This window comes from Nocardia sp. CA-107356 (assembly GCF_050946365.1).
Classification (GTDB): domain Bacteria; phylum Actinomycetota; class Actinomycetes; order Mycobacteriales; family Mycobacteriaceae; genus Nocardia.
On record NZ_CP191992.1, the window covers coordinates 5178580 to 5197348 of the forward strand.

Genomic DNA, 18769 nt, shown 5'->3' on the forward strand with positions numbered 1-18769 from the left:
GTGTCCCGGTGAGCGGGACAGGATTTGACATTCTGGATGATGCTGCACTCTGGAAGATGGGCTCAGGCAAGGCCTCTGGTGCACTGGGGTGGCCCGAGTTACGCTGCACATTCGGCGCACAGCGATGGTGTGGAGAGGCGGCCAAGGAGATGAACGCCGGTCCGATCGGCCCGCGATACGTTCGCGTCGGCAGCATCGGGGAGTGGGAAAGTCTTGCGCCGCAGGGGCTGTCGGTGGTGGTCGATCCGCTGGTGTATCGGGTGGGCCAGTTCTTTTTGGAGGGCAGGGCGGCGGGGTCGGATCGCTGGTCGGTGATCGCAGCGGATCTGGGCGCGCTGGCGACGTTCTTCGACCTGATCGTGTTGCACGACAAGCTGCCTGCCTTCAACTATCCGAGCACCTTCGACGTCGAGGAGATGACGTACCGCGACGGTCTCGGGAGCGCGATGAACGCCGACGGCGAGCAGACGCTGGTCCATGTCGACGTCGCGCTCGATCTGTATGGGCGGACGAAAGCCGCCGCGCTGGAACAGATCAAGGATCGGATGGCACACGGTCCCTTCGTGCCCGGCGGCGTCGCCGACCAGATCCTGCGCACGCTGCACGGTATGCGCTACCAATGGCATCCGGCACTGGAATATCTCGACCCGCAGCTGCCCGACGAGCGCGATAAGCAGTTGGCGCGCTTTCTGGTAGGTCATCTGGTCTTTACTGGTTACGCACAGCAGATCGGCGCACCGCACATCGTATCGCCGTCGCGCAGCCGGGTGATCGGCGCGATCGGCACCGGCGCGGCGAACCGGCGCGCGGCCACCGAGGCGGAGGTGTTCGCCGAACTCGCCCGACGCTGCCGCACCGCTGGCGACGGCTGGCGCGACGACGAATTGCCCTGGACGCCTTCATTTCTTCCGTACCTCGTGGAAACGATGGACGGTACCCGCGGCGGCCCGGAGGCCCTGCTGCGGCGTGCCAAAGATCTGCGTGAGAACAAGGCGGTGGCACGCTATCGGACACTGCGCGCCGAACTCGCCGCTGAGGACGCCGATCGCTCCGAGCGGGCCCGCCGCGCCCTTACCGAGGCGGCCGACGCTGTGGTCACCGAACTCGACTCCACCCGCGATCGCCTGGAACTGTTGCGCTCCGTCGTGATCGAGGTGCTGCCGAAGGCCCTCGGCGCCGGACTCGGCGCGGGCGGCGGACTCATCGTCGCGGGCCCGCCCGGTGCGATCGGCGGCGCGATTGTCGGCACCGCGACCGAGCAGGCCTTCAAGATGGTCAACGAGCGACTGTGGGGGTGGAGTGTCGACCGGTTGCCGTTCCGTAGCGCACGCAAGCTGTTGGCCCGTTCGGTGAAGGCGGAACGCGAAATCGGTCTGGAGCTGGGCCCGAAACTCGAACACATCTGGGATAGACGCGGCGCCTGAACCGAATTCGGCGGTCAGCTCGTCACCGTGATCACAGGCCAGCGAAGCGGCCGATGGCGACCAGCACGGCGATGATGAGGATCGTCGTGGTGATCGCGATATTGCGGGGTTCGTGCAGGCGGATGTGCGAGGTGATCGCGCCGATCATCACGATCGCGAAACCGACGGCGGCCAGCGGGGTGAGCACCGGCGCGATCCCGGTCCACCAGGGGACGATGATCCCGATGACGCCGAGCAGTTCGCTGTAGGCGGTCAGTCGCACGACCGTCTTCGGGAACACCGCGACACCGGTCTGGCCCATCTCGACCAGTTTCTCCTTGGACTGCGTGGATTTCGCGATCCCGGATGCGGTGAACACGATGGCCAGCAGGATCTGTCCGATCCACAAGGCGATATTCATGATTCCTCCCTGAGTTCGTCGTCGGCGGGGGTGTCCATGAGACAAATCATCTCCGCGAAACGTGACAGTTTCGGCCGAATAGGCGTCGTTCTGCGTCAACCGCGGGCCAGCGGCTGCTGCGGGCACCTCGCGCGGCGTATGTTGTGTGTATCCCGGGGTTACTCACAAGTAGGAGGCACCGATGCCCGCGCCGAATGCCGAAGTCTTCGACCGTCTCAGTGCGCTCGCCGCAATCGATGATCCGGCCGCGCGTGCGCGCAAGACGATCGCCGAGACCTTCACCGGCAAGCCGCTCGGCAGTGTGCCGGTGGGCGCCGCCCAGGACGTGGCGGTCGCCGTCGGTAAGGCCAGCGCGGCACAGGCCCGGTGGGCTGTGCGCTCGGCCAAGGACCGGGCCGCAGTGCTCGAGCGGTATCGGGAACTGGTCATCGAACATCGGGAATTCCTGATGGACGTGATCCAGGCCGAAACGGGCAAGGCGCGCTGGGCCGCCCAGGAAGAGATCATGGGGCTGATGTTCGCGGCCCGCTACTTCGCCAGGGTCGCGCCCGACCTGCTCGACGCGCACCGCGTGCCCGGCGCATTCCCGGTGCTCAACCGCGCGAGCGTGCGTCACCAGCCCAAGGGTGTGGTCGGTGTGGTGGCGCCGTGGAACTATCCGATGCTGCTGTCCATCGGCGATTCGATCCCGGCGCTGCTCGCGGGCAATGCGGTGGTCGTCAAGCCGGACAGCCAGACCCCGTTCTCCGCGCTGGCCAGCGCGGAGCTGCTCTACCAGGCCGGGCTGCCCCGTGACCTGCTCGCCGTCGTCCCCGGCCCGGGCACCGTGGTCGGCACCGCGATCGTCGATAGTTGCGACTACCTGATGTTCACCGGATCCTCGGCGACCGGGCGCGCCCTGGCCGAACAGTGCGGGCGCAGGCTCATCGGTTTCTCCGCCGAACTCGGTGGCAAGAACCCGATGATCGTCACCCGTGGCGCGAAATTGGATAGGGCCGCCAAGACCGCCGTGCGCGCCTGTTTCTCCAACGCCGGACAGCTGTGCATCTCGATCGAGCGGTTGTACGTCGAGAAAGCCGTCGCCGCTGAATTCACCGAGAAGTTCGTCGCCGCCGTCCGGGCCGCGAAACTCGGTGCCGCCTATGACTATTCGGCCGATATCGGCAGCTTGATCTCCGAGGCGCAATTGGAGACCGTCGCCAAACACGTCGCCGACGCGACCTCCAAAGGTGCGAAGGTGCTCGCGGGCGGTGCGGCGCGCCCGGATCTGGGACCGTTGTTCTTCGAACCAACCGTCCTCGCCGATGTCACCGACGAGATGGAATGCGGTCGCAATGAAACCTTCGGTCCGCTGGTCTCGATCTACCCGGTCGAGAATGTCGAGCAGGCGATCGACCTGGCCAACGCTACCGAGTACGGACTGAATGCGAGCGTGTGGGCGGAGAGCAAATCTGCGGGCGAGCGGATCGCCGAGCGATTGCATGCGGGCACCGTCTGCGTCGACGAGGGTTACGCACCGGCGTGGGGCACCACCGCCGCACCGATGGGCGGTATGGGCATTTCCGGTGTCGGGCGCAGGCACGGCCCGGACGGTCTGCTGAAGTTCACCGAACCACAGACCGTCGTTGTCACCAGATTTATGAATCTCGATGCGCCAGCCGTGATTTCGCAGGACAAGTGGCAGCGGTTGCTGATGACCCTCGCGCGCGGCTTCCGATTCCTACCCGGCCGCTGACCCGCACACCCGCGACACCGCCGTCCCGCTCTGCAGCGGGACGGCGGGGCTTTGCGGTCTCGGCCCGGGGCTGCGGATTCGCTCTCTCATGATGGCGTATGCATTATGGGTCGGGGAGGGTTTGACGGCAAACCGACCAGTCTTCATTGGTGTTTCAAACCGCTTGCGCGGTCGGGGTTCTAGGCTGCTGATATGGCGACCGTATCGCGGCGGGCCCGGCTCGCCGACGTGCACGAACTTGCCATTGGCATGCCGTTCGTCAATCGAGTGGACGGACCGCGCGGCAATGCGGTCTACCAGGTCGGCGCCAAGTCCTTCGTATTCTTCCGCAACCCGCGCCCGGACGCCTTCGATCCGGACACCGGTGAGCGGTATACCGATGTGATCGTCATCTGGGTGCCCTCGGAGTCGGACAAACTCGCGCTCGTGCAGGATCCGGATTCACCGTTCTTCACCACACCGCACTTCAACGGACATCTGTCGGTTCTGGTGCGCGGCAGCCGAATCGGCGAACTCACCGAGCAGGAACTGGCCGAGGTGATCCAGGACGCCTGGTTGTCACGGGCCTCGCGTAAGCGGGCGGCGGACTGGCTGGCTGCGCACGACGTCGCGGACTGACCACCGCTACTTGTTGATGAAAATGCCCGCGATATCTGCCTTTTTGATCGGGGTGTCCTGATTGACTTGGACGCCGCACAGCAGATCCACCTGAACCATCGTGGCGTCGACCGCCGTTCCCGCTGGCTCGTGATCATCGTTGGTCTGCTGCTTGATGAATTTGGTGATCGTCATGCGCTTGCCGTCCTGGTCCTGCTTGACGTAGTCGCGGCAGGTGGTGTCGCCACCCTGGTTGAGCGCACGCTGGATATCGGAGCAGCCGGCCAGGAGTAACGTGACCGCCGCGACTCCGAGTCCGGTCCGTAACAGCGTGGCGTGCATATATCCTCCTGGCGGCTGGGCGGGCGGCGATGCCCGCGACGTCGCGGTCCAGCCTAGGGCAGCGGCCCGATTACGGGCGGAACGTGCGCAGCGGCACATACATCTCCGCGGGCGTCAGCGAACCGTGGTGGCCGATCAGGATCGATTCCAGCGGTTCGGCACCGGTGCGCACGACGCCGCGCAGGCCACGGGCCACCACCACCAGATCTCCGATGCGGTCGGCGATCCGCGGCGTGACGGTGGGGCCGAACCAGCCGCGCCCGATCGCCTCGGCACGGGTGCTGACCTCGAAGTCGGCGCCGAGGTACTCCTGCCAGGTCGCCGCGACATCGGCGCTCGCGCCGTCGCGGGTGTAGATGTGGCGGGCGCGCGGTTCACCGCCGAGCTGGCGCACTCCGTCGCGCAGTACCTCGGTGGTGTCGAAGTCGACGCGGTCGGCGAGTTCCACCATGCCGTGGTCGGCGGTGACGATGAGCGCGGCATCGGGCGGCAGGTGCTCGGCGATGGTCGCGGCCAGTCGGTCGACGTGCGCGAGCTCCAGAAGCCAAGCGTAAGAGGATGGTCCGCGCACATGCCCGGTGGTGTCGAGGTTGCCGTGATAGGCGTAGACCAGCGAGCGGGGGCCCGCGCGCACCGCGGTGGCGACTCCGTCGACGAAATCGCCGAAGGAGACATAGGGGCGGAACTCGCAGCCGCGCAGCACGGCTCGGGTGAGTCCGGAACCTGCCTGTAGATGCGGCGCGACCTGCGCGACCGCGATGCCGGCGGCCGCGGCTCGCTCGAATACCGTTGGGGCGGGCTGGAATTGCTCGGGCACCAGATCGCGCAGCAGGTCGATCTTCGGTCCGGCGCCGTGCAGCCGCCACGTCAGCGCATTCACCAGCCGGTCGTAGCCGGGCACGTGCATCAGATACCCGACGAGCCCGTGTTCACCGGGCGGTGCACCCACGCCGAGTGAACTCAGACTGACCGTGGTCGTACTCGGGAATCCCGCCGTCAGCGTGCGCTGCGTCAGAGTCGACAGGAATGGCGCCACTTCGGAATTCGCGGCCAGTGCGTCCGCGCCGAGGCCGTCGACCAGCAGCACACAGATCTGGTCGGCGACTAATTCGAGGCCGAGCCGGTCGACCTCGCCGGGCACGCCGAGCCCGGCGAGGAGGGAGGGAAACAGATCCGCCAAGGAGCCCGTGCCGTAGTGGGGCGTAACCAACACGAACTCGAGCGTACTCAGGCCTGGCCGGTCTCGAATCGGCTGATTTTGCCATCGCGCACGGTGAACCGCCATGCGGTGCGCATCGATCCCCAACGGGAATTCGTGTACTCGGCGAGCAGCGCGGTGCCGCCGGCGTCGACGGACTCGACATTCATGCGTCCGTTGCTTCTGAAGATCTCGGAATCGGTCCACTGGGCGAGATTGCGCTCCACCCCGTCATCGGACATGGACGCGTCCTCGGTGAGGACGGCTTGGAGACGCTCCGAGTCGTTGTCGTTGAGTGCGTCGACGAATTCGCGGACCGTGGGATCGAGCTGCTGTGTCATATGAATATCCCTCTCGAAGAGTGCGGGTGTATCCGACAGCAAACGTTCGGCATTCACTGTAGGTCACGGACCTACGAGCTGTTCGATGTCACCCGCCCGGCGCGGCCACTGCGGCAAATGTGCTGATGGTGTCCTCGACCAGCGTCGGCGCGGTGGTGCCGACTTGGCGGCGGCGTTTTCGAGCTGACCGTCCAGCCACAGCAAGGCCGTGCCGTGGGCCGAGCTCCACCACATGATGGCCAGGGTCGGCCTTATCGGCTGGCAGACGCATTCGGCGATGGCGTCGGTCAGGACATCGAAGACCGCGGCCATCGCGTCTGATGTTGCCGACATCGGGACGCATCGAGCGACTCGGCTGCCGAGCAGGCGCGCCGCGAACCCGGTTGGTCGATGCGGCCGGTCCGCGAGACCGTCCTGGATACGGCAGAGAGTCTGATCCAGTACGGCATGGTGTGGGCACGACGGACCGGTGGTGCGCCGTCGCGGCGGCCTGCCGCGGTGCATCGGGTGGGCGCGTAGGGGACCGATCATGCTGATCGCAGCACTCATCGTGGCCACCATCGGATTGATGCGGCGCAGGTTCGGGAGACGTCGGGCCGTGACCGAATCCGGTCCGTCGCGGTGGCGCAGCTCGCTGCGGCGAATCGCCACCTCGTCGAGGTTGCGCAGCGCGGGACCGGTACCAGCGGCGGAGGTGATCCTGGCCGAAATGGTGTGGGCGGGTCTGGTGCTCGCCTCATGCTGATCTGTTGATCGCGGTTTCGGGTGCACACCGTCGGTGCGGTTGGTAGACAGGAGGGGTGACGGCCTCGCGACGCAAGTTCCGGTTCGGTGTCACCCTGCTGGCTCTCGCTTCGCGGGCCGAATGGGTCGAAAAGTGCCGCAGGGCAGAGGAACTCGGATATGACGTGGTCGGCGTTGCCGATCATTTGGGGCTACCAGCGCCATTTCCGGCGCTGATGCTCGCCGCCGAGGCAACCGAGCGCGTTCGGCTGACGACCTTCGTACTGAACGCGCCCTTCTACAACCCCGCGCTGTTGGCTCGGGACGTGGCAACGGCCGATCTGTTCAGCGATGGGCGGGTAGAACTGGGACTCGGGGCGGGATATGTGCGGGCGGAGTTCGAGTCGGCCGGGATCGCGTTCGAAAGCGGCGGCCAGCGCGTCGAGCAGTTGGCCACGACCGTCGCGACGCTGCGGCGGTTGTTCGCCGATCCGGAGTATCGGCCGCGACCCGCACAACCCGCCGGGCCGCCGCTGATCATCGCCGGATCTGGCGATCGGCTGCTGCGGGTCGCGGCCGAATACGCCGATATCGTCGCCCTGCCCGGCGCCGCTCCCGCGTACAACGGCGGGCCGCTGCAATTGCTCGGGCCCGCCGCCACCGACGGCCGGATCGCGTTCCTGCGGGAGCTGCTCGGGTCGCGGATCGAGGACGTCGAACTGAATATCCTGCTGCAGCGGGTGGTGCCGCCGAGTGAGCGGTCCGCGGCGCTGGAACGCTATGGGCCGTATCTGCCATCGGATGTCGCCGAACATCTGGAGGAGTTGCCCGCACTGCTGATCGGAACGCCGAAGGAGATGGCCGAGGAGCTGGAACAGCGGCGGGAGCGATTCGGGTTCAGCTACGTCACAGTGCTGGAAGACAGTATGGAGCAGTTGGCTCCGGTGATGGAATTGCTGCGCTGAGCGCGCCGCGCCTACCGCATCCGACAGCGAGTCTTGTGGTGGCGCAGCGAGTTTGCGGTCGCCGGCGCTGAAAGGTGTACTCGGGAACTCGGGCGGAAATAGGAGCCGGGTGTGCGCGGCCACCGGCTGCGCCGCCACTGCGTGCCTCCTCCGCGGTCGCCCTGCGTCCCGGGGGAGTGCCGTGGGCCCGACATCTCCTATCAATCGCCGACGATCCCGGGATCCGAGTTGCAAATGCTCTTTGCAAAGCCTCTTTGCACGAGTTAGGCTGACCCTCGTGGCCGATCAGCCTGTCCCCCAGACGATTACCGACGTGGCCGTGCTGCGACTGCTCGCGCATCCACTGCGCCGGCGCATCGAGGAACAACTGCGTGGTGGTCCGGTCACTGCCACCACCCTCGCTCAGGCGCTTGGCGAGAGTAGTGGGCTCACCAGCTATCACCTGCGGCAGCTCGCCAAATACGGGTTCGTCGAAGAAGTCCCGGAACTGGCCACCGGCAAGGAACGCTGGTGGCGCGCCGTTCCCGGCGACCGCCGGTTTCCGCCGTACACCGCACAGACCGCCGAAATGCGGGCGGCCAGCACGGAAATAAGCCGCAACAATCTCGCCGAACTCGTCGAACTGTACGAAGGGTTCGAACGGCAGGCGCCCGACCTCGGGGCATGGGCGGACGCATTCCTGTTCTCCCGCGCCACTATTCGCGTGGATCTGCCGCTCCTGCGCGAGTTCTTCGAGGAATACATCCAGCTCGTCCAGCGCTACGGCGCCGTCGCCGACGATGCCGGCGACGAGCGAAAACCCGTACTGCTACGGCTCTTCGGCTTTCCCGAGACCTGAACCGGCTTCGAAAGGCCCTCCGAATATGCGTTCTCTCAGATCATTTGTACTTGCCCTGCTGGTATCGGTGTCGTTCACCGCTGTCTTCACCCCGGCTGCCGGTGCCGATCCCGCGTCCGGCCCTGTCGCGTCGACCGAGGGTACGAATGTCACCTTCACCGGAGGTGGCGGGCTGACGCTGCGCGGCTCGGTGATCGCTGCGGCCGCACCGCATTCCACCGCACCTGGCATCGTCCTGGTCGGCGGCGCCGGGCCCGGGCCGCGCACAGAATACCTCGCCGAGGCCCGCGCCTTCGCGGCGGCCGGGATCACCACGCTGATCTACGACAAGCGAACCACGGGCTACTCACGCACCCACCGCGACCTCTCTCTGCTCGCCGACGATGCGCTCGCCGCGGTCGAAACCCTCCGTCACACACCGGGAGTGCGGGCCGATCGGGTCGGACTGTGGGCACTCAGCGAGGGCGGTTGGGTCGCACCGCTGGTCGCCGTGAGATCCGGCGACGTCGCCTTCCTGGTCACCCTCGGGGCCCCGGGGTTCACTCCGCTGCGCACGCAGACCTGGAGTCTGGCCGAAACCCTGCGCCACCACGGCGATACCGGTCCGCTCGCAGGCACCGTCGCCGGGCCTGCTGCCCGATTGATCGGCGAGACCGGGGCGTTCCCTGCGGCCGGATTCGATCCCCGGCCGGCGCTGCGCGGCGTGCGCGTCCCGGTGCTCGCGCTGTGGGGGGATCATGACGTACAGGTCCCACCCGCGGAAAGTGCTTCGGTGCTGCAGAACACGCTGACCGGCTGCCCTTCGGTCACCATCCGCTTCCTCACCGGTGCTGCCCACAATGGGCGCTCGACTACCGACGGCTTCGACCGGCTGGGCGCCGCAGCAGGTCCGGGCGCGCCGAAAGGCGCCTTCGCTCCCGGCTACCTCGATGCCATGACCACCTGGGTGAACCAGGTAGCCAACGATGCCGCACCGGTCTCCTCGGCGCAACCGCCTCCGTCTCAAGCCCTGTCGAGCGTCGACCCGGGCCGCGACTGGTGGACTTCGGCGTGGGTCCAGTCGATCGTGCTCGCCACCGTGCTGGTCGTCTTCCTCGGCTACCTGTTGGTTTCGTCGATGAACCGCCGCCCCCGCCCCGCCCGCCGATCCGCTCGGCTGCTGGCGCTGTGCGGGTTACTCTCGCTGGTCGCGACCGTGGTGTACGTGGAGTCGATCCTGGCTGCCGACGCCCGGACCGTCGGCCCGGTGGTCGCCGGCCGACCTCTGGTGTGGCTGATGCTGCAAGGACTCGCGATACTCACCGCTGTGCTGCTGGCCGGCACTGCGACCACTGCCGTGCGCGGCCGAACCGGGGTGGCTGCAGTGCCGCGCGCCGGGCTCGGCGTGCTGCTCGCCGCCGGGTGCGCCTGGCTGACCTGGGCAATCACCTGGGGTCTGTTCTCCATCCGATGACCTGTCGCCGAGTGGGTGATGTCCATGTACGGCACCGGGGTCGCCGGGCTCGCACCAGCCCGAATCCCTTAGAGCGTGTCTCACGTCGCTGGCTTCCCGGCTTTCGCGAGTTTCTTGTAGCAGGTCAATGTGGCGGCGAGGGTGAGGAAGCCGAGGTAGTGGGTGGCCTTGCGGTCGTATCGGATCGAGAGCCGGTGGTAGCCGGACAGCCAGGCGATCGACCGTTCGATAACCCAACGGTGGTGGCCGAGTTTCTTGCTGGATTCGATGCCCTTGCGAGCGATGCGGACGGTAATTCCCCTGTCTCGCACCCACTTTCGTAGTTCGACATGGTCGTATGCCTTGTTGGCGTGCAGTTTGGCGGGTTTGCGCCGCCGCGGTCCGCGTCGGGACTTGATCGCGGGGACGGCTTTGACGAGAGGTTTGAGCGCGTCGGCGTCGTTGGTGTTGGCCGCCGATATCGCCACCGACAGCGGCAGGCCAGCACGGTCGGACATCACGTGGATCTTCGAGCCGGCCTTGCCCCGATCGACGGGGTTCGAGCCGGTCATGGATCCCCCTTTTTTCGCCCTGACCGATGCACCGTCGCAGACCGCGCGTGACCAGTCGATCATGCCTTGACTGCCGAGTTCGTCGAGGACCGCCCGGTGCAGGCGCCGCCACAGCCCGGCCTCGGTCCACGCCGTGAACCGGCGATGCACAGTGGGCACGGTGACCCCGAACGACGGCGGCAGATACCGCCAAGCGCACCCGCTGGTCAGCACGAACACGATCGCGGTGAACACCGCGCGATCATCCACCGGCGCAGTGCCCCCACCCTGCGGGCGCGCCTCGAACCGCGGGATCAGCGGTTCGGCCAACGCCCACAACTCATCCGGCACCAGACGCCGCGACAGTTCGCCCACCGCAACATGATCACAGGATCAGCCCAATAACCACGTGAGACATGCTCTTAGCAACTGCATTGCCGCCGCGGTAATTTGCCGCTCCGTGCGGAATTCAGTGCGGTTCCGGCTGATACTCAGTCGATCCGTACTGCGTTTCCGGTGACCCGAATGCCGGTTGCGGCTGGATCGAGGTCGACCAGCAGCTGGCTTGGCCGCCCCATATCGACGCCCTGGGTGATGATGATCCGGCCCGAATCGGCGTGACCGATGTCGCGGAGGTATCCGCCGAAGGCCGCCGCTGCGGCACCGGTTGCGGCGTCCTCGACGACTCCGCCGATGGGGAAGGGGTTGCGGGCCTGGAAGTGGCGATCGTCCTCGCGGTGGAACAGGTGCACCGTCGTCCATCCGGCCTCGCGCATGATCGTGCCGAGGGCGTCGAAGTCGTAGTCCAGGGCGGCGAGGCGTTCGCGGGATGCGGCGGCCAGCATCAGATGGTCGTTGCCGGCATAGGCAACCCGGGTTGGAAAGGCCGGATCGAGATCGGTTGGGTCCCAGCCCAGTGCTGCCAGCGTGTCGTAGATCTCGGTCGCGGTCGCCGCCCTGGAATGCGTTGCGACGCTGGTCAATGTCGCCGTCGGGCGATCGTCCGCGGTACTGGTCTCGACGACGATATCGCCGATATTGGTTCGGAAATTCAGCGCGCCGGGGCCGATGCGTTCGGTGAGTGCCACCGCGGTCGCGACGGTGGCATGCCCGCAGAAATCGACCTCTGCGAGTGGGCTGAAATAGCGCACCCGGTAGTGCCGGTCGTGTGTGTGGTTCAGGAAGGCCGTTTCCGAATAGCCGACTTTCTCGGCGATTCGCTGCATCTCGGAGTCGTCGAGTCCGGTCCCGTCGAGGACGACCCCGGCGGGGTTGCCGCCGGCCGGATCGGTACTGAATGCGGTGTAGCGCAGTACTTCGGTGTTCATATGTCTCATGCTCGCATCGAGCGATGATCGGGTCCAACGATGTATTCAGATCGTATCCATCGAATATTCCGATAGCATCGACGGTATGGACACCCGGGTACTCGCCACCTTCGTCGCACTCGCGAGGACCGGCAGTTTCACTGCGACCGCGGCCGAATTACACCTCGCCCAGTCGACAGTGACCGCACACATCAAGACGTTGGAGGCCGAGCTCGGGCTGCGGCTGTTCGATCGGTTGCGGCTCGGCGCGACGCTGACCGACGCCGGGCGGCGGACCCTGGAGAAAGCCGGTCTGGTCCTCGATGCCGAGGCAGCGCTGCGCACCGATCCGGATGTGCGTGGCCCGATCGAGGGAACGGTCGGCATAGTGGCACCGGAATCCTTGTGCGGGCACCTGCTTCCGGCAGTGATCGCGGCGTTGCAACGGCGTCATCCTGGAGTCGAGGTCACGCTGTCCCCGGCGGGCACGACCGACGCGACCCACGCGCTGCGTGCCGGCCGGTATGCGCTTGCGTTGATTCTCGAGCCGTCGCTCGAGGTACCCGATCTCGTTGTCGATCAGCTGGGCACGCTCGAGCTCGCATTCGTTACCGATCAGCGACAAGCGGTGACAGCGCGATCGTGGGCGGAGTTGGCCAAGCAGCGATGGTTCCTTCTCGAAGAGGGCTGCACCTACAGCGACGAGGTCGCTCGGTGCCTGCGGGACAGTGCGGCAGTGGTTCGCACGACTCGGCTGGGCAGTATCGAGGCCACCCGGGCCTGCGTCGCCGCCGGACTCGGACTGGCCGTACTGCCCGATTTCGCCGTCGACGAGCGGCGGCTGGCTCGTTTCGCCGGGCCGGCGATCGTCGAACCCGGATTGCTGCTGGTCCGTCACCGCCGCCGGTCGACCGGCCGTGCGCTCGACGCGGTGATCGAGGAAATCCGGCGCGGTGCAACGAAGCTGCTTGCGCCGGGTAGGCGACCGCAGCGTCAAATGTGAAGTGCCCCAACCTATTCGTTTCCCAGAGTTCGTCGCCGACCGCACGTGGCGCAACGTTGACGCTGATGCGCTCCGCGCATGATGCACACCCCTTTCGGCAAAGTCCCCAACAGCGTGGTTCCGGGAGACACCGTCCAACTGCAACTGACTTATGTCTCACGTGGTTATTGGGCTGATCCTGTGATCATGTTGCGGTGGGCGAACTGTCGCGGCGTCTGGTGCCGGATGAGTTGTGGGCGTTGGCCGAACCGCTGATCCCGCGGTTCGAGGCGCGCCCGCAGGGTGGGGGCACTGCGCCGGTGGATGATCGCGCGGTGTTCACCGCGATCGTGTTCGTGCTGACCAGCGGGTGCGCTTGGCGGTATCTGCCGCCGTCGTTCGGGGTCACCGTGCCCACTGTGCATCGCCGGTTCACGGCGTGGACCGAGGCCGGGCTGTGGCGGCGCCTGCACCGGGCGGTCCTCGACGAACTCGGCAGTCAAGGCATGATCGACTGGTCACGCGCGGTCTGCGACGGTGCATCGGTCAGGGCGAAAAAAGGGGATCCATGTGAGACACGCTCTCAGCGCGACTTTTCGCGTCACTGGACCCCGTGTGCCTTGTCGTGCGGCATGAATCTGCGTCGGGGATAAATCTGCTGGTGAGAACACCTATTCCGGTCGATGCCTAAAATTCAATAATGTGATCTACATCACATTACGCCGGGCTTTTTGTCGGTAGCGCGTGGCATGGTGGTCGGCATGCCTTCTGCCGATTCCGTCGTCGCGACGGATGTCATCCGTCTGCTCGGTGCCAGTGAGCACAATCTGCGCAATGTGTCGTTGGAGATCCCGAAGAACAAGATCACCGTGTTTACCGGTGTCTCCGGCTCGGGTAAATCGTCGATCGTCTTCGACACCATTGCCGTGGAGTCCCAGCGTCAGCTCTATGCGACGTTTCCCGCGTTCATTCTCAACTTCCTGCCGCGCTACGAGCGGCCGCACGCCGAGGCGATGGAGAATTTGACCGCCCCGGTCATCATCGACCAGCAGCCCGTTGGCGGCGGTCCGCGCTCGACCGTGGGCACGATGACCGATATCTATTCCATGGTGCGCGCCATGTTCGCCCGATTCGGTTCGCCCTCAGCAGGATTCGTCTACAACTACTCGTTCAATGTGCCGCAGGGCATGTGCCCGGACTGCGACGGGCTCGGGGTCACGGTGCGGGCCGATCCGGATCGGCTGCTCGACCGGACCAAGTCGCTCAACGAGGGTGCGATCCTGCTGCCCGGCTATACCGTCGGCGGCGGGGAGTGGCAGATGTACGGCAGGTCGGGGCGCTTCGACCCGGACAAGAAGCTGACCGATTACACCGACGAAGAGTTCACCGATCTGCTCTACGGCACCGGCGGCAAGGTGGAACTGACCTTCAGCAAGGGCACCTGGAAGGCGAATTACGAAGGGCTGGCAGCCAAATTCACGCGCACCCGGTTGCAGCGCGACACCTCGACGCTCAGTGCCAAGACGCGCGAGCAGATGCAGAAATTCCTCACCGAGGGCGTGTGCCCGACCTGCGACGGCGCCCGGCTCAATGCCGCCGCGCTGGCCACCAAGATCTGCGGCCGCACTATCGCCGACTGGTCGGGTCTGCAGATCACCGATCTGATGGTGGTACTCGACGAGATCACCGATCCGGCCGCGCTGGGGCTGGCCGCCGCCATCCGGATCGCACTGCGGCGCGTCATCGATATCGGGCTCGGCTATCTGAGCCTGGATCGGCCGACCGCCACGCTGTCCGGCGGTGAGGGGCAGCGGCTCAAGATGATCAAACACTTGTCCAGCACGTTGATCGGGATGACCTATATCTTCGATGAGCCCAGCGTCGGACTGCATCCGCGCGATGTCGGGCGGTTGAACAACTTGCTGAGGGCGTTGCGGGACAAGGGCAATACCGTGCTCGTGGTCGAACATGATCCCGATGTCATCCAGATCGCCGACCATATCGTCGATGTCGGGCCGCGGGCCGGACTGCACGGCGGACAAGTGGTGTTCGAGGGCAGCTTCGCGGAACTGCGCGCCGCGGATACGCCGACCGGCGCCGGCTTGCGCAGGCCGTTCACCGTGAAGGACACCTTCCGGAAGTCGAACGGCGAGTTGCTGATCGAGCATGCGAATGTGCACAACCTCAAAGATGTGACGGTTGCGATTCCGACCGGCATCCTGACCTCGATCACCGGGGTGGCCGGATCGGGAAAGAGCAGTCTCATCCGGGATGTGTTCGTGCTCGCACATCCCGATGCGATCTTCGTCGACCAGTCGGCGATCGCCGCATCGTCTCGCTCCACTCCGGCAACCTATCTGGGACTGATGGATCCGATCAGGAAGCTGTTCGCGAAGGCGACCGGCGAGTCACCCGGCCTGTTCAGTTTCAATTCCACCGGCGCCTGTAAGCAGTGTGAGGGCCGCGGCGTGATCATCACCGAGATCGCCTACATGGACCCGGTGACCACCCACTGCGATGCGTGCGACGGGCGGCGGTTCTCCGACGAGGTGCTGGCATTGATGTTGCGCGGCCGGTCGATTGCCGACGTGCTGGAGATGTCGGCCGAGGAGGCACTGAGTTTCTTCACCGAAAAGGCACTCGCCACGAAATTGCGCACGATGAACGAAGTCGGCCTCGACTATCTGAGCCTCGGCCAGGCCATGAGCACCCTTTCCGGCGGCGAGCGCCAACGCATCAAACTGGCCACTCAACTCCAGAACACCGGCACCACTTACGTTCTCGACGAACCGACGACCGGCCTGCACATGTCGGACGTGGATACCCTGCTCGCGTTGATGGACGGATTGGTCGACCGCGGCAATACCGTGGTGGTCATCGAACACAACCTCGACGTGGTAGCCCATTCCGACTGGGTCATCGACCTCGGCCCCGACGGCGGAAAGGACGGCGGCGAAGTCGTATTCACCGGCACCCCCGCCGAGTTGCTGATGCACCCGATGTCACTGACAGGTGAATACCTGCGGAAGTACAAGGGCGTCTGAGCAATCGGGCGCGGCCAACTGCGGGCGGTGTCAGCGCGTGCCGAGCAGCAGGGTCTGGGTGCCGCGCCCGATCGGGCCCTGCTCATCGAACAAGCGGGACTCGGCCAGCCCGACGCCGCTGCGTTCCGGGTAGGTGACCGCGTCCAGGCACACCCATTCGCCGACGGGCTCGCGGTGCAGGGTCACGGTGAGATCGGTATTGATGAACACGTATCGGCGCCATGGCAGCACGGAGCTGACGCCATTGCCGAAGTCGGCGGCGGCGAGGGTGCGCTCCAGCGGGCTGAGCTCGGTGGCGGCAACGATCGGGTAGCGCAGGCGAATCCAGCACACGGCCGGACCCGGAGTCTGGAATGCGCCTGCGATGAAACGGTATTCGACTCCGGTGTGGAAGCCGACGGGCTGATTGCTGGGAAAGCTGTGTTCCGGGCTCGGCGTCACGGTGGCCGGGCCGGGCCGGGTGCCGGTCGGCAGCACCTCGGTCGGCACCTCCAGTTCCGGCTCGGCCCGCCGCATCCGCCAGGCATTGGCCTTCAGTAGCGGTCCCCGGTCGGAGCTCAGTGTGGCCTCGATCAATTCCACACTGCGTCCGGGCTGAGCAACTCGCGCCTCGGCCCGGGTGACGCGCGCCTCGCACCGCAGCGGCTCGAGCGGCACCGGCCCGAGAAACTCCACCGCGACCCGTACCACCCGGAATTCCGGGCGCGGCTCGCACCGCTCGATGACATGCCCGAGCAGCGCCGACGGTGCCCCGCCGTGCTGGGCATCCGGCGACCACGGCCCCCGGGTGAGTTCGGTGGGATGAAACAGATCCGGGTCCGAGCCGTCAGGCACATAGAAGGCATCCATGGTGTTCCGATCCTAGGTGTTGGCGTCGAGCCGCGACCTCGAAGAGCCGCACCCCGCATCAGGATTCGGACGCTGTGTCGGTGCCCAGCGTGCGGATCCCGATTATGGCGAGCGCTGTTCCAGCATCTGTGCGAGTCAGGCGGAGTCGATCAGTGGGCGGACGTGGTGGGCGGCGCCGGCGTGGTCGCGCCAGGTGCAGGCGAGGCCGAAGGCCGCTACCCGACCGGTGGCGAGGACGGTGCGCACCGCGGCCGAGACTGTGGGCAGGGTGGGGCCGTCGGGGACGGGGAAAAGGAGTCCGGGGAGGTCGTCGGGGGTGATGACGTCGAAGTCGAGGTGCAGGTAGAGCGGTCCGTCCGGGAGTTCGCCGAGATCGTCGACGGGGCGGTGCCGGATCTGCGCGGCGCGCAGATACTCCACTTCCGGCGGGTCGAGGTCGCGGCCGCCGACCAATACGGCGTGCTCTTCCTGGATGTCGCGCAAGCCGATCCGGTCGGCGAGCAAATGGCGGCCGTAGCCGACGAGCATGCGCAGCGGGAATCCGCCGAGGTAGCCCGACGCGGAGGTCTCCAGGGTCTGGACATCACCGTGTGCGTCGAACCAGACGAGCGCGGGATCCAGCCCGGCGCGTTGCAGCCCGGCCACGGTTCCGAGCGCAGTGGTGCAGTCCCCGGACGCGACCACTGCCCGTTCACCCCGGCGAACAGACGCCGCAACCTGGTCCGCCACAACGTCGTAGAGCACGGCCATGCGAGCCCATGGATCGTCGATCTCCGGCAGCTCGGCCGTGATCACCGCGTCCGGAGTAATAGGGGCATCGATCCCTGGCCGATACTCATCAAGGTGGTATGGCACGAGCAAGCGCATCTACCCGAGACTAATTCAGCGGTGAACAGCTCTGCCAGTGAATTACCGCGCGCCGGAATCGGCACTGCATTGCGCGAGATACTCCCTTCCGGGACGCGTTCGGCGTCAGCGCCGTGGGTGATGCACATTCTGCTCACCTGGCCCGTCAAGGCGAACCGTGCTTCGGGCACCGAAGCACGGTTCGCCAAGGGCGTTCAATGGGTCGTGCCGACCGATACCGATTGATACCCACCAGCCCGCACCGCGCCGGTAATGAGCGCCCGAACATCGCGGGGTGCGGTCGGCAGCAGGTCGCGCAGGTCGGTGCCGGATGCCTCGAGCAGGCCAGCGCCGAGGTTGGCGAACAAGGACAGCGTGTGCGTGCACTGATATGGCTCTAATCCAGTGCCCTGCAATATATTCCGCATTTCGGCAAGGGAGATGGGGAGATAGTTCACCGGGCGGGCCACGGATCGGCTCAGTATCTCGGCGATATCCGAACCGCCGATCGCGGTGACGCCCTCGAGCTCGTACACCTTGCCCGCATGCCTGCTACGTCGCCCCGCCGCGAGATCGCGCTCGGTCTCCGCGGCCACCCGTACGGCCACCTCGGCAAGATCCTCGCGCGCTACCACCGAGATCCGGCCGGTGCCGAATGGCGCGGCGAAGACACCGGATTCGGCGGAGGCCGCCGCTCCCGCGACGGCGAGACCGACGGGCACTTCGGCGTAGAGGCCGTTGCGCAGGACAGTCACCTCGAATGGTGCTGCGGCCAGCCGTTTTTCGGTCCAGCGATGTGGTAGGGCGATGGTCATCAGATCACCGGAACCCGCGAGGCTGGTGTAGATCACATGCGGGACTCCGGCTGCCGCGGCGGCATCGACCGCGGCGCCGTGGCGAGCCAGCACCACATCGTCCTCGGCGTATCCTGCGGAGATCATGACGAGTACGTCGACACCGCGCAGCCCCGCGGCCAGCGTTGCCGGATCGTCGAAATCGATACGGCGTGTGGCGGTGTCGTCGCCGGAGCGGCTGCCCGCCGCCACTGTCAGGTCATCGAGGGTGGACAGGCCGCGGTAGACGAGGCCACCCAGGGATCCGGAGATGCCGGTTACCAGGATCATCGGAACGCTCCCGATTGTTGTAGTTGCTGAAACTCGTCCCAGCATCGGCGGTCCCGGATCGCGGCATAAGG

20 protein-coding genes and 1 pseudogene are annotated in these 18769 nt (G+C 66.2%); 11 read left to right on the forward strand and 10 right to left on the reverse strand.

The annotated features are described in order from the left end of the window. Window positions 1–149: 149 nt before the first annotated feature. A complete protein-coding gene (locus tag ACQP1G_RS23275; RefSeq protein ID WP_433191661.1) occupies window positions 150–1424 on the forward strand; it encodes a hypothetical protein in 1275 nt (424 codons plus the stop codon). Between the two features lie 31 nt (window positions 1425–1455). On the opposite strand, the gene ACQP1G_RS23280 is transcribed toward ACQP1G_RS23275, so the two are convergent. Beyond that, a complete protein-coding gene (locus ACQP1G_RS23280; RefSeq protein ID WP_433191662.1) occupies window positions 1456–1824 on the reverse strand; it encodes a DoxX family protein in 369 nt (122 codons plus the stop codon). A gap of 181 nt (window positions 1825–2005) precedes the next feature. On the opposite strand from ACQP1G_RS23280, the gene ACQP1G_RS23285 reads away from it, so the two are divergent. After that, window positions 2006–3559 carry a succinic semialdehyde dehydrogenase gene (locus ACQP1G_RS23285; RefSeq protein WP_433191663.1) on the forward strand — a complete coding sequence of 518 codons (1554 nt, stop codon included), beginning with the start codon at window positions 2006–2008 and terminating at the stop codon, window positions 3557–3559. Window positions 3560–3751: 192 nt separating this feature from the next. Next, the gene (locus ACQP1G_RS23290) at window positions 3752–4177 is read left to right on the forward strand and encodes an MmcQ/YjbR family DNA-binding protein (protein ID WP_433191664.1); all 426 of its coding nucleotides are present in this window, start codon (window positions 3752–3754) and stop codon (window positions 4175–4177) included. A 6-nt stretch (window positions 4178–4183) separates the two neighbouring features. Here the strand turns inward: ACQP1G_RS23290 and ACQP1G_RS23295 are convergent, their stop codons facing one another. The 4 genes from ACQP1G_RS23295 to ACQP1G_RS23310 all read right to left on the reverse strand — a co-directional run bounded on the left by ACQP1G_RS23295 (window position 4184) and on the right by ACQP1G_RS23310 (window position 6370). Beyond that, complete coding sequence (locus ACQP1G_RS23295) at window positions 4184–4498, reverse strand: hypothetical protein (RefSeq protein ID WP_433191665.1); 315 nt, start codon at window positions 4496–4498, stop codon at window positions 4184–4186. A 70-nt stretch (window positions 4499–4568) separates the two neighbouring features. Further along, entirely contained in the window at window positions 4569–5711 is a 1143-nt protein-coding gene (locus ACQP1G_RS23300; RefSeq protein ID WP_433191666.1) for an alkaline phosphatase family protein, read from the reverse strand. 14 nt (window positions 5712–5725) lie between these two features. Then, complete coding sequence (locus ACQP1G_RS23305; RefSeq protein WP_433191667.1) at window positions 5726–6037, reverse strand: nuclear transport factor 2 family protein; 312 nt, start codon at window positions 6035–6037, stop codon at window positions 5726–5728. A gap of 63 nt (window positions 6038–6100) precedes the next feature. Beyond that, window positions 6101–6370 (reverse strand): TetR-like C-terminal domain-containing protein, encoded by a 270-nt coding sequence (locus ACQP1G_RS23310; protein ID WP_433191668.1) that lies wholly within the window; start codon window positions 6368–6370, stop codon window positions 6101–6103. Between the two features lie 57 nt (window positions 6371–6427). On the opposite strand from ACQP1G_RS23310, the gene ACQP1G_RS23315 reads away from it, so the two are divergent. The 5 genes from ACQP1G_RS23315 (at window position 6428) to ACQP1G_RS23335 (ending at window position 10016) form a co-directional block, all read left to right on the forward strand. After that, window positions 6428–6556, forward strand: coding sequence for a hypothetical protein (locus ACQP1G_RS23315; protein ID WP_433191669.1), 129 nt, complete (start codon window positions 6428–6430; stop codon window positions 6554–6556). A gap of 10 nt (window positions 6557–6566) precedes the next feature. After that, a complete protein-coding gene (locus tag ACQP1G_RS23320; RefSeq protein ID WP_433191670.1) occupies window positions 6567–6782 on the forward strand; it encodes a hypothetical protein in 216 nt (71 codons plus the stop codon). A 55-nt stretch (window positions 6783–6837) separates the two neighbouring features. Then, window positions 6838–7725, forward strand: a complete 888-nt coding sequence (locus ACQP1G_RS23325) for a TIGR03621 family F420-dependent LLM class oxidoreductase (protein WP_433191671.1) — start codon at window positions 6838–6840, stop codon at window positions 7723–7725. Window positions 7726–8002: 277 nt separating this feature from the next. Next, on the forward strand, window positions 8003–8563 hold the full coding sequence (locus tag ACQP1G_RS23330) for an ArsR/SmtB family transcription factor (RefSeq protein ID WP_433191672.1): 561 nt from the start codon (window positions 8003–8005) through the stop codon (window positions 8561–8563). A 25-nt stretch (window positions 8564–8588) separates the two neighbouring features. Continuing rightward, on the forward strand, window positions 8589–10016 hold the full coding sequence (locus ACQP1G_RS23335) for an alpha/beta hydrolase family protein (protein WP_433191673.1): 1428 nt from the start codon (window positions 8589–8591) through the stop codon (window positions 10014–10016). A gap of 80 nt (window positions 10017–10096) precedes the next feature. Here the strand turns inward: ACQP1G_RS23335 and ACQP1G_RS23340 are convergent, their stop codons facing one another. Together ACQP1G_RS23340 and ACQP1G_RS23345 are read right to left on the reverse strand one after the other, a co-directional pair. Then, window positions 10097–10897: an IS5 family transposase gene (locus ACQP1G_RS23340; protein ID WP_433208740.1), complete on the reverse strand. Its 801-nt coding sequence runs from the start codon at window positions 10895–10897 to the stop codon at window positions 10097–10099. A gap of 140 nt (window positions 10898–11037) precedes the next feature. Beyond that, window positions 11038–11874 carry a PhzF family phenazine biosynthesis protein gene (locus ACQP1G_RS23345; RefSeq protein WP_433191674.1) on the reverse strand — a complete coding sequence of 279 codons (837 nt, stop codon included), beginning with the start codon at window positions 11872–11874 and terminating at the stop codon, window positions 11038–11040. Between the two features lie 85 nt (window positions 11875–11959). Between ACQP1G_RS23345 and ACQP1G_RS23350 the strand changes: the two genes are divergently transcribed. From ACQP1G_RS23350 to ACQP1G_RS23360, 3 genes and pseudogenes are all read left to right on the forward strand, one after another. Then, window positions 11960–12856 carry a LysR family transcriptional regulator gene (locus ACQP1G_RS23350; protein ID WP_433191675.1) on the forward strand — a complete coding sequence of 299 codons (897 nt, stop codon included), beginning with the start codon at window positions 11960–11962 and terminating at the stop codon, window positions 12854–12856. 218 nt (window positions 12857–13074) lie between these two features. Next, window positions 13075–13398 (forward strand): annotated as a pseudogene (locus ACQP1G_RS23355) (transposase); the annotation flags it as partial. Window positions 13399–13596: 198 nt separating this feature from the next. Beyond that, entirely contained in the window at window positions 13597–15879 is a 2283-nt protein-coding gene (locus ACQP1G_RS23360) for an ATP-binding cassette domain-containing protein (protein WP_433191676.1), read from the forward strand. A 30-nt stretch (window positions 15880–15909) separates the two neighbouring features. On the opposite strand, the gene ACQP1G_RS23365 is transcribed toward ACQP1G_RS23360, so the two are convergent. The 3 genes from ACQP1G_RS23365 to ACQP1G_RS23375 form a co-directional block, all read right to left on the reverse strand. Continuing rightward, the gene (locus tag ACQP1G_RS23365; RefSeq protein ID WP_433191677.1) at window positions 15910–16728 is read right to left on the reverse strand and encodes a thioesterase family protein; all 819 of its coding nucleotides are present in this window, start codon (window positions 16726–16728) and stop codon (window positions 15910–15912) included. Between the two features lie 135 nt (window positions 16729–16863). Continuing rightward, complete coding sequence (locus ACQP1G_RS23370) at window positions 16864–17595, reverse strand: arginase family protein (protein ID WP_433191678.1); 732 nt, start codon at window positions 17593–17595, stop codon at window positions 16864–16866. Between the two features lie 194 nt (window positions 17596–17789). Beyond that, window positions 17790–18698, reverse strand: coding sequence for an NmrA family NAD(P)-binding protein (locus tag ACQP1G_RS23375; RefSeq protein WP_433191679.1), 909 nt, complete (start codon window positions 18696–18698; stop codon window positions 17790–17792). Window positions 18699–18769 lie beyond the last annotated feature (71 nt).

Excerpts from the sequence above, each read along its gene's own strand:
- ACQP1G_RS23345 (WP_433191674.1), bottom strand. The coding sequence starts at position 11,874 with ATGAACACCGAAGTACTGCGCTACACCGCATTCAGTACCGATCCGGCC.
- ACQP1G_RS23335 (WP_433191673.1), top strand. The coding sequence starts at position 8,589 with ATGCGTTCTCTCAGATCATTTGTACTTGCCCTGCTGGTATCGGTGTCG.
- ACQP1G_RS23275 (WP_433191661.1), top strand. The coding sequence starts at position 150 with ATGAACGCCGGTCCGATCGGCCCGCGATACGTTCGCGTCGGCAGCATC.
- ACQP1G_RS23360 (WP_433191676.1), top strand. The coding sequence starts at position 13,597 with ATGCCTTCTGCCGATTCCGTCGTCGCGACGGATGTCATCCGTCTGCTC.
- ACQP1G_RS23375 (WP_433191679.1), bottom strand. The coding sequence starts at position 18,698 with ATGATCCTGGTAACCGGCATCTCCGGATCCCTGGGTGGCCTCGTCTAC.
- ACQP1G_RS23370 (WP_433191678.1), bottom strand. The coding sequence starts at position 17,595 with ATGCGCTTGCTCGTGCCATACCACCTTGATGAGTATCGGCCAGGGATC.
- ACQP1G_RS23280 (WP_433191662.1), bottom strand. The coding sequence starts at position 1,824 with ATGAATATCGCCTTGTGGATCGGACAGATCCTGCTGGCCATCGTGTTC.
- ACQP1G_RS23305 (WP_433191667.1), bottom strand. The coding sequence starts at position 6,037 with ATGACACAGCAGCTCGATCCCACGGTCCGCGAATTCGTCGACGCACTC.
- ACQP1G_RS23320 (WP_433191670.1), top strand. The coding sequence starts at position 6,567 with ATGCTGATCGCAGCACTCATCGTGGCCACCATCGGATTGATGCGGCGC.
- ACQP1G_RS23365 (WP_433191677.1), bottom strand. The coding sequence starts at position 16,728 with ATGGATGCCTTCTATGTGCCTGACGGCTCGGACCCGGATCTGTTTCAT.
- ACQP1G_RS23310 (WP_433191668.1), bottom strand. The coding sequence starts at position 6,370 with ATGTCGGCAACATCAGACGCGATGGCCGCGGTCTTCGATGTCCTGACC.
- ACQP1G_RS23285 (WP_433191663.1), top strand. The coding sequence starts at position 2,006 with ATGCCCGCGCCGAATGCCGAAGTCTTCGACCGTCTCAGTGCGCTCGCC.
- ACQP1G_RS23295 (WP_433191665.1), bottom strand. The coding sequence starts at position 4,498 with ATGCACGCCACGCTGTTACGGACCGGACTCGGAGTCGCGGCGGTCACG.
- ACQP1G_RS23315 (WP_433191669.1), top strand. The coding sequence starts at position 6,428 with ATGCGGCCGGTCCGCGAGACCGTCCTGGATACGGCAGAGAGTCTGATC.
- ACQP1G_RS23290 (WP_433191664.1), top strand. The coding sequence starts at position 3,752 with ATGGCGACCGTATCGCGGCGGGCCCGGCTCGCCGACGTGCACGAACTT.
- ACQP1G_RS23350 (WP_433191675.1), top strand. The coding sequence starts at position 11,960 with ATGGACACCCGGGTACTCGCCACCTTCGTCGCACTCGCGAGGACCGGC.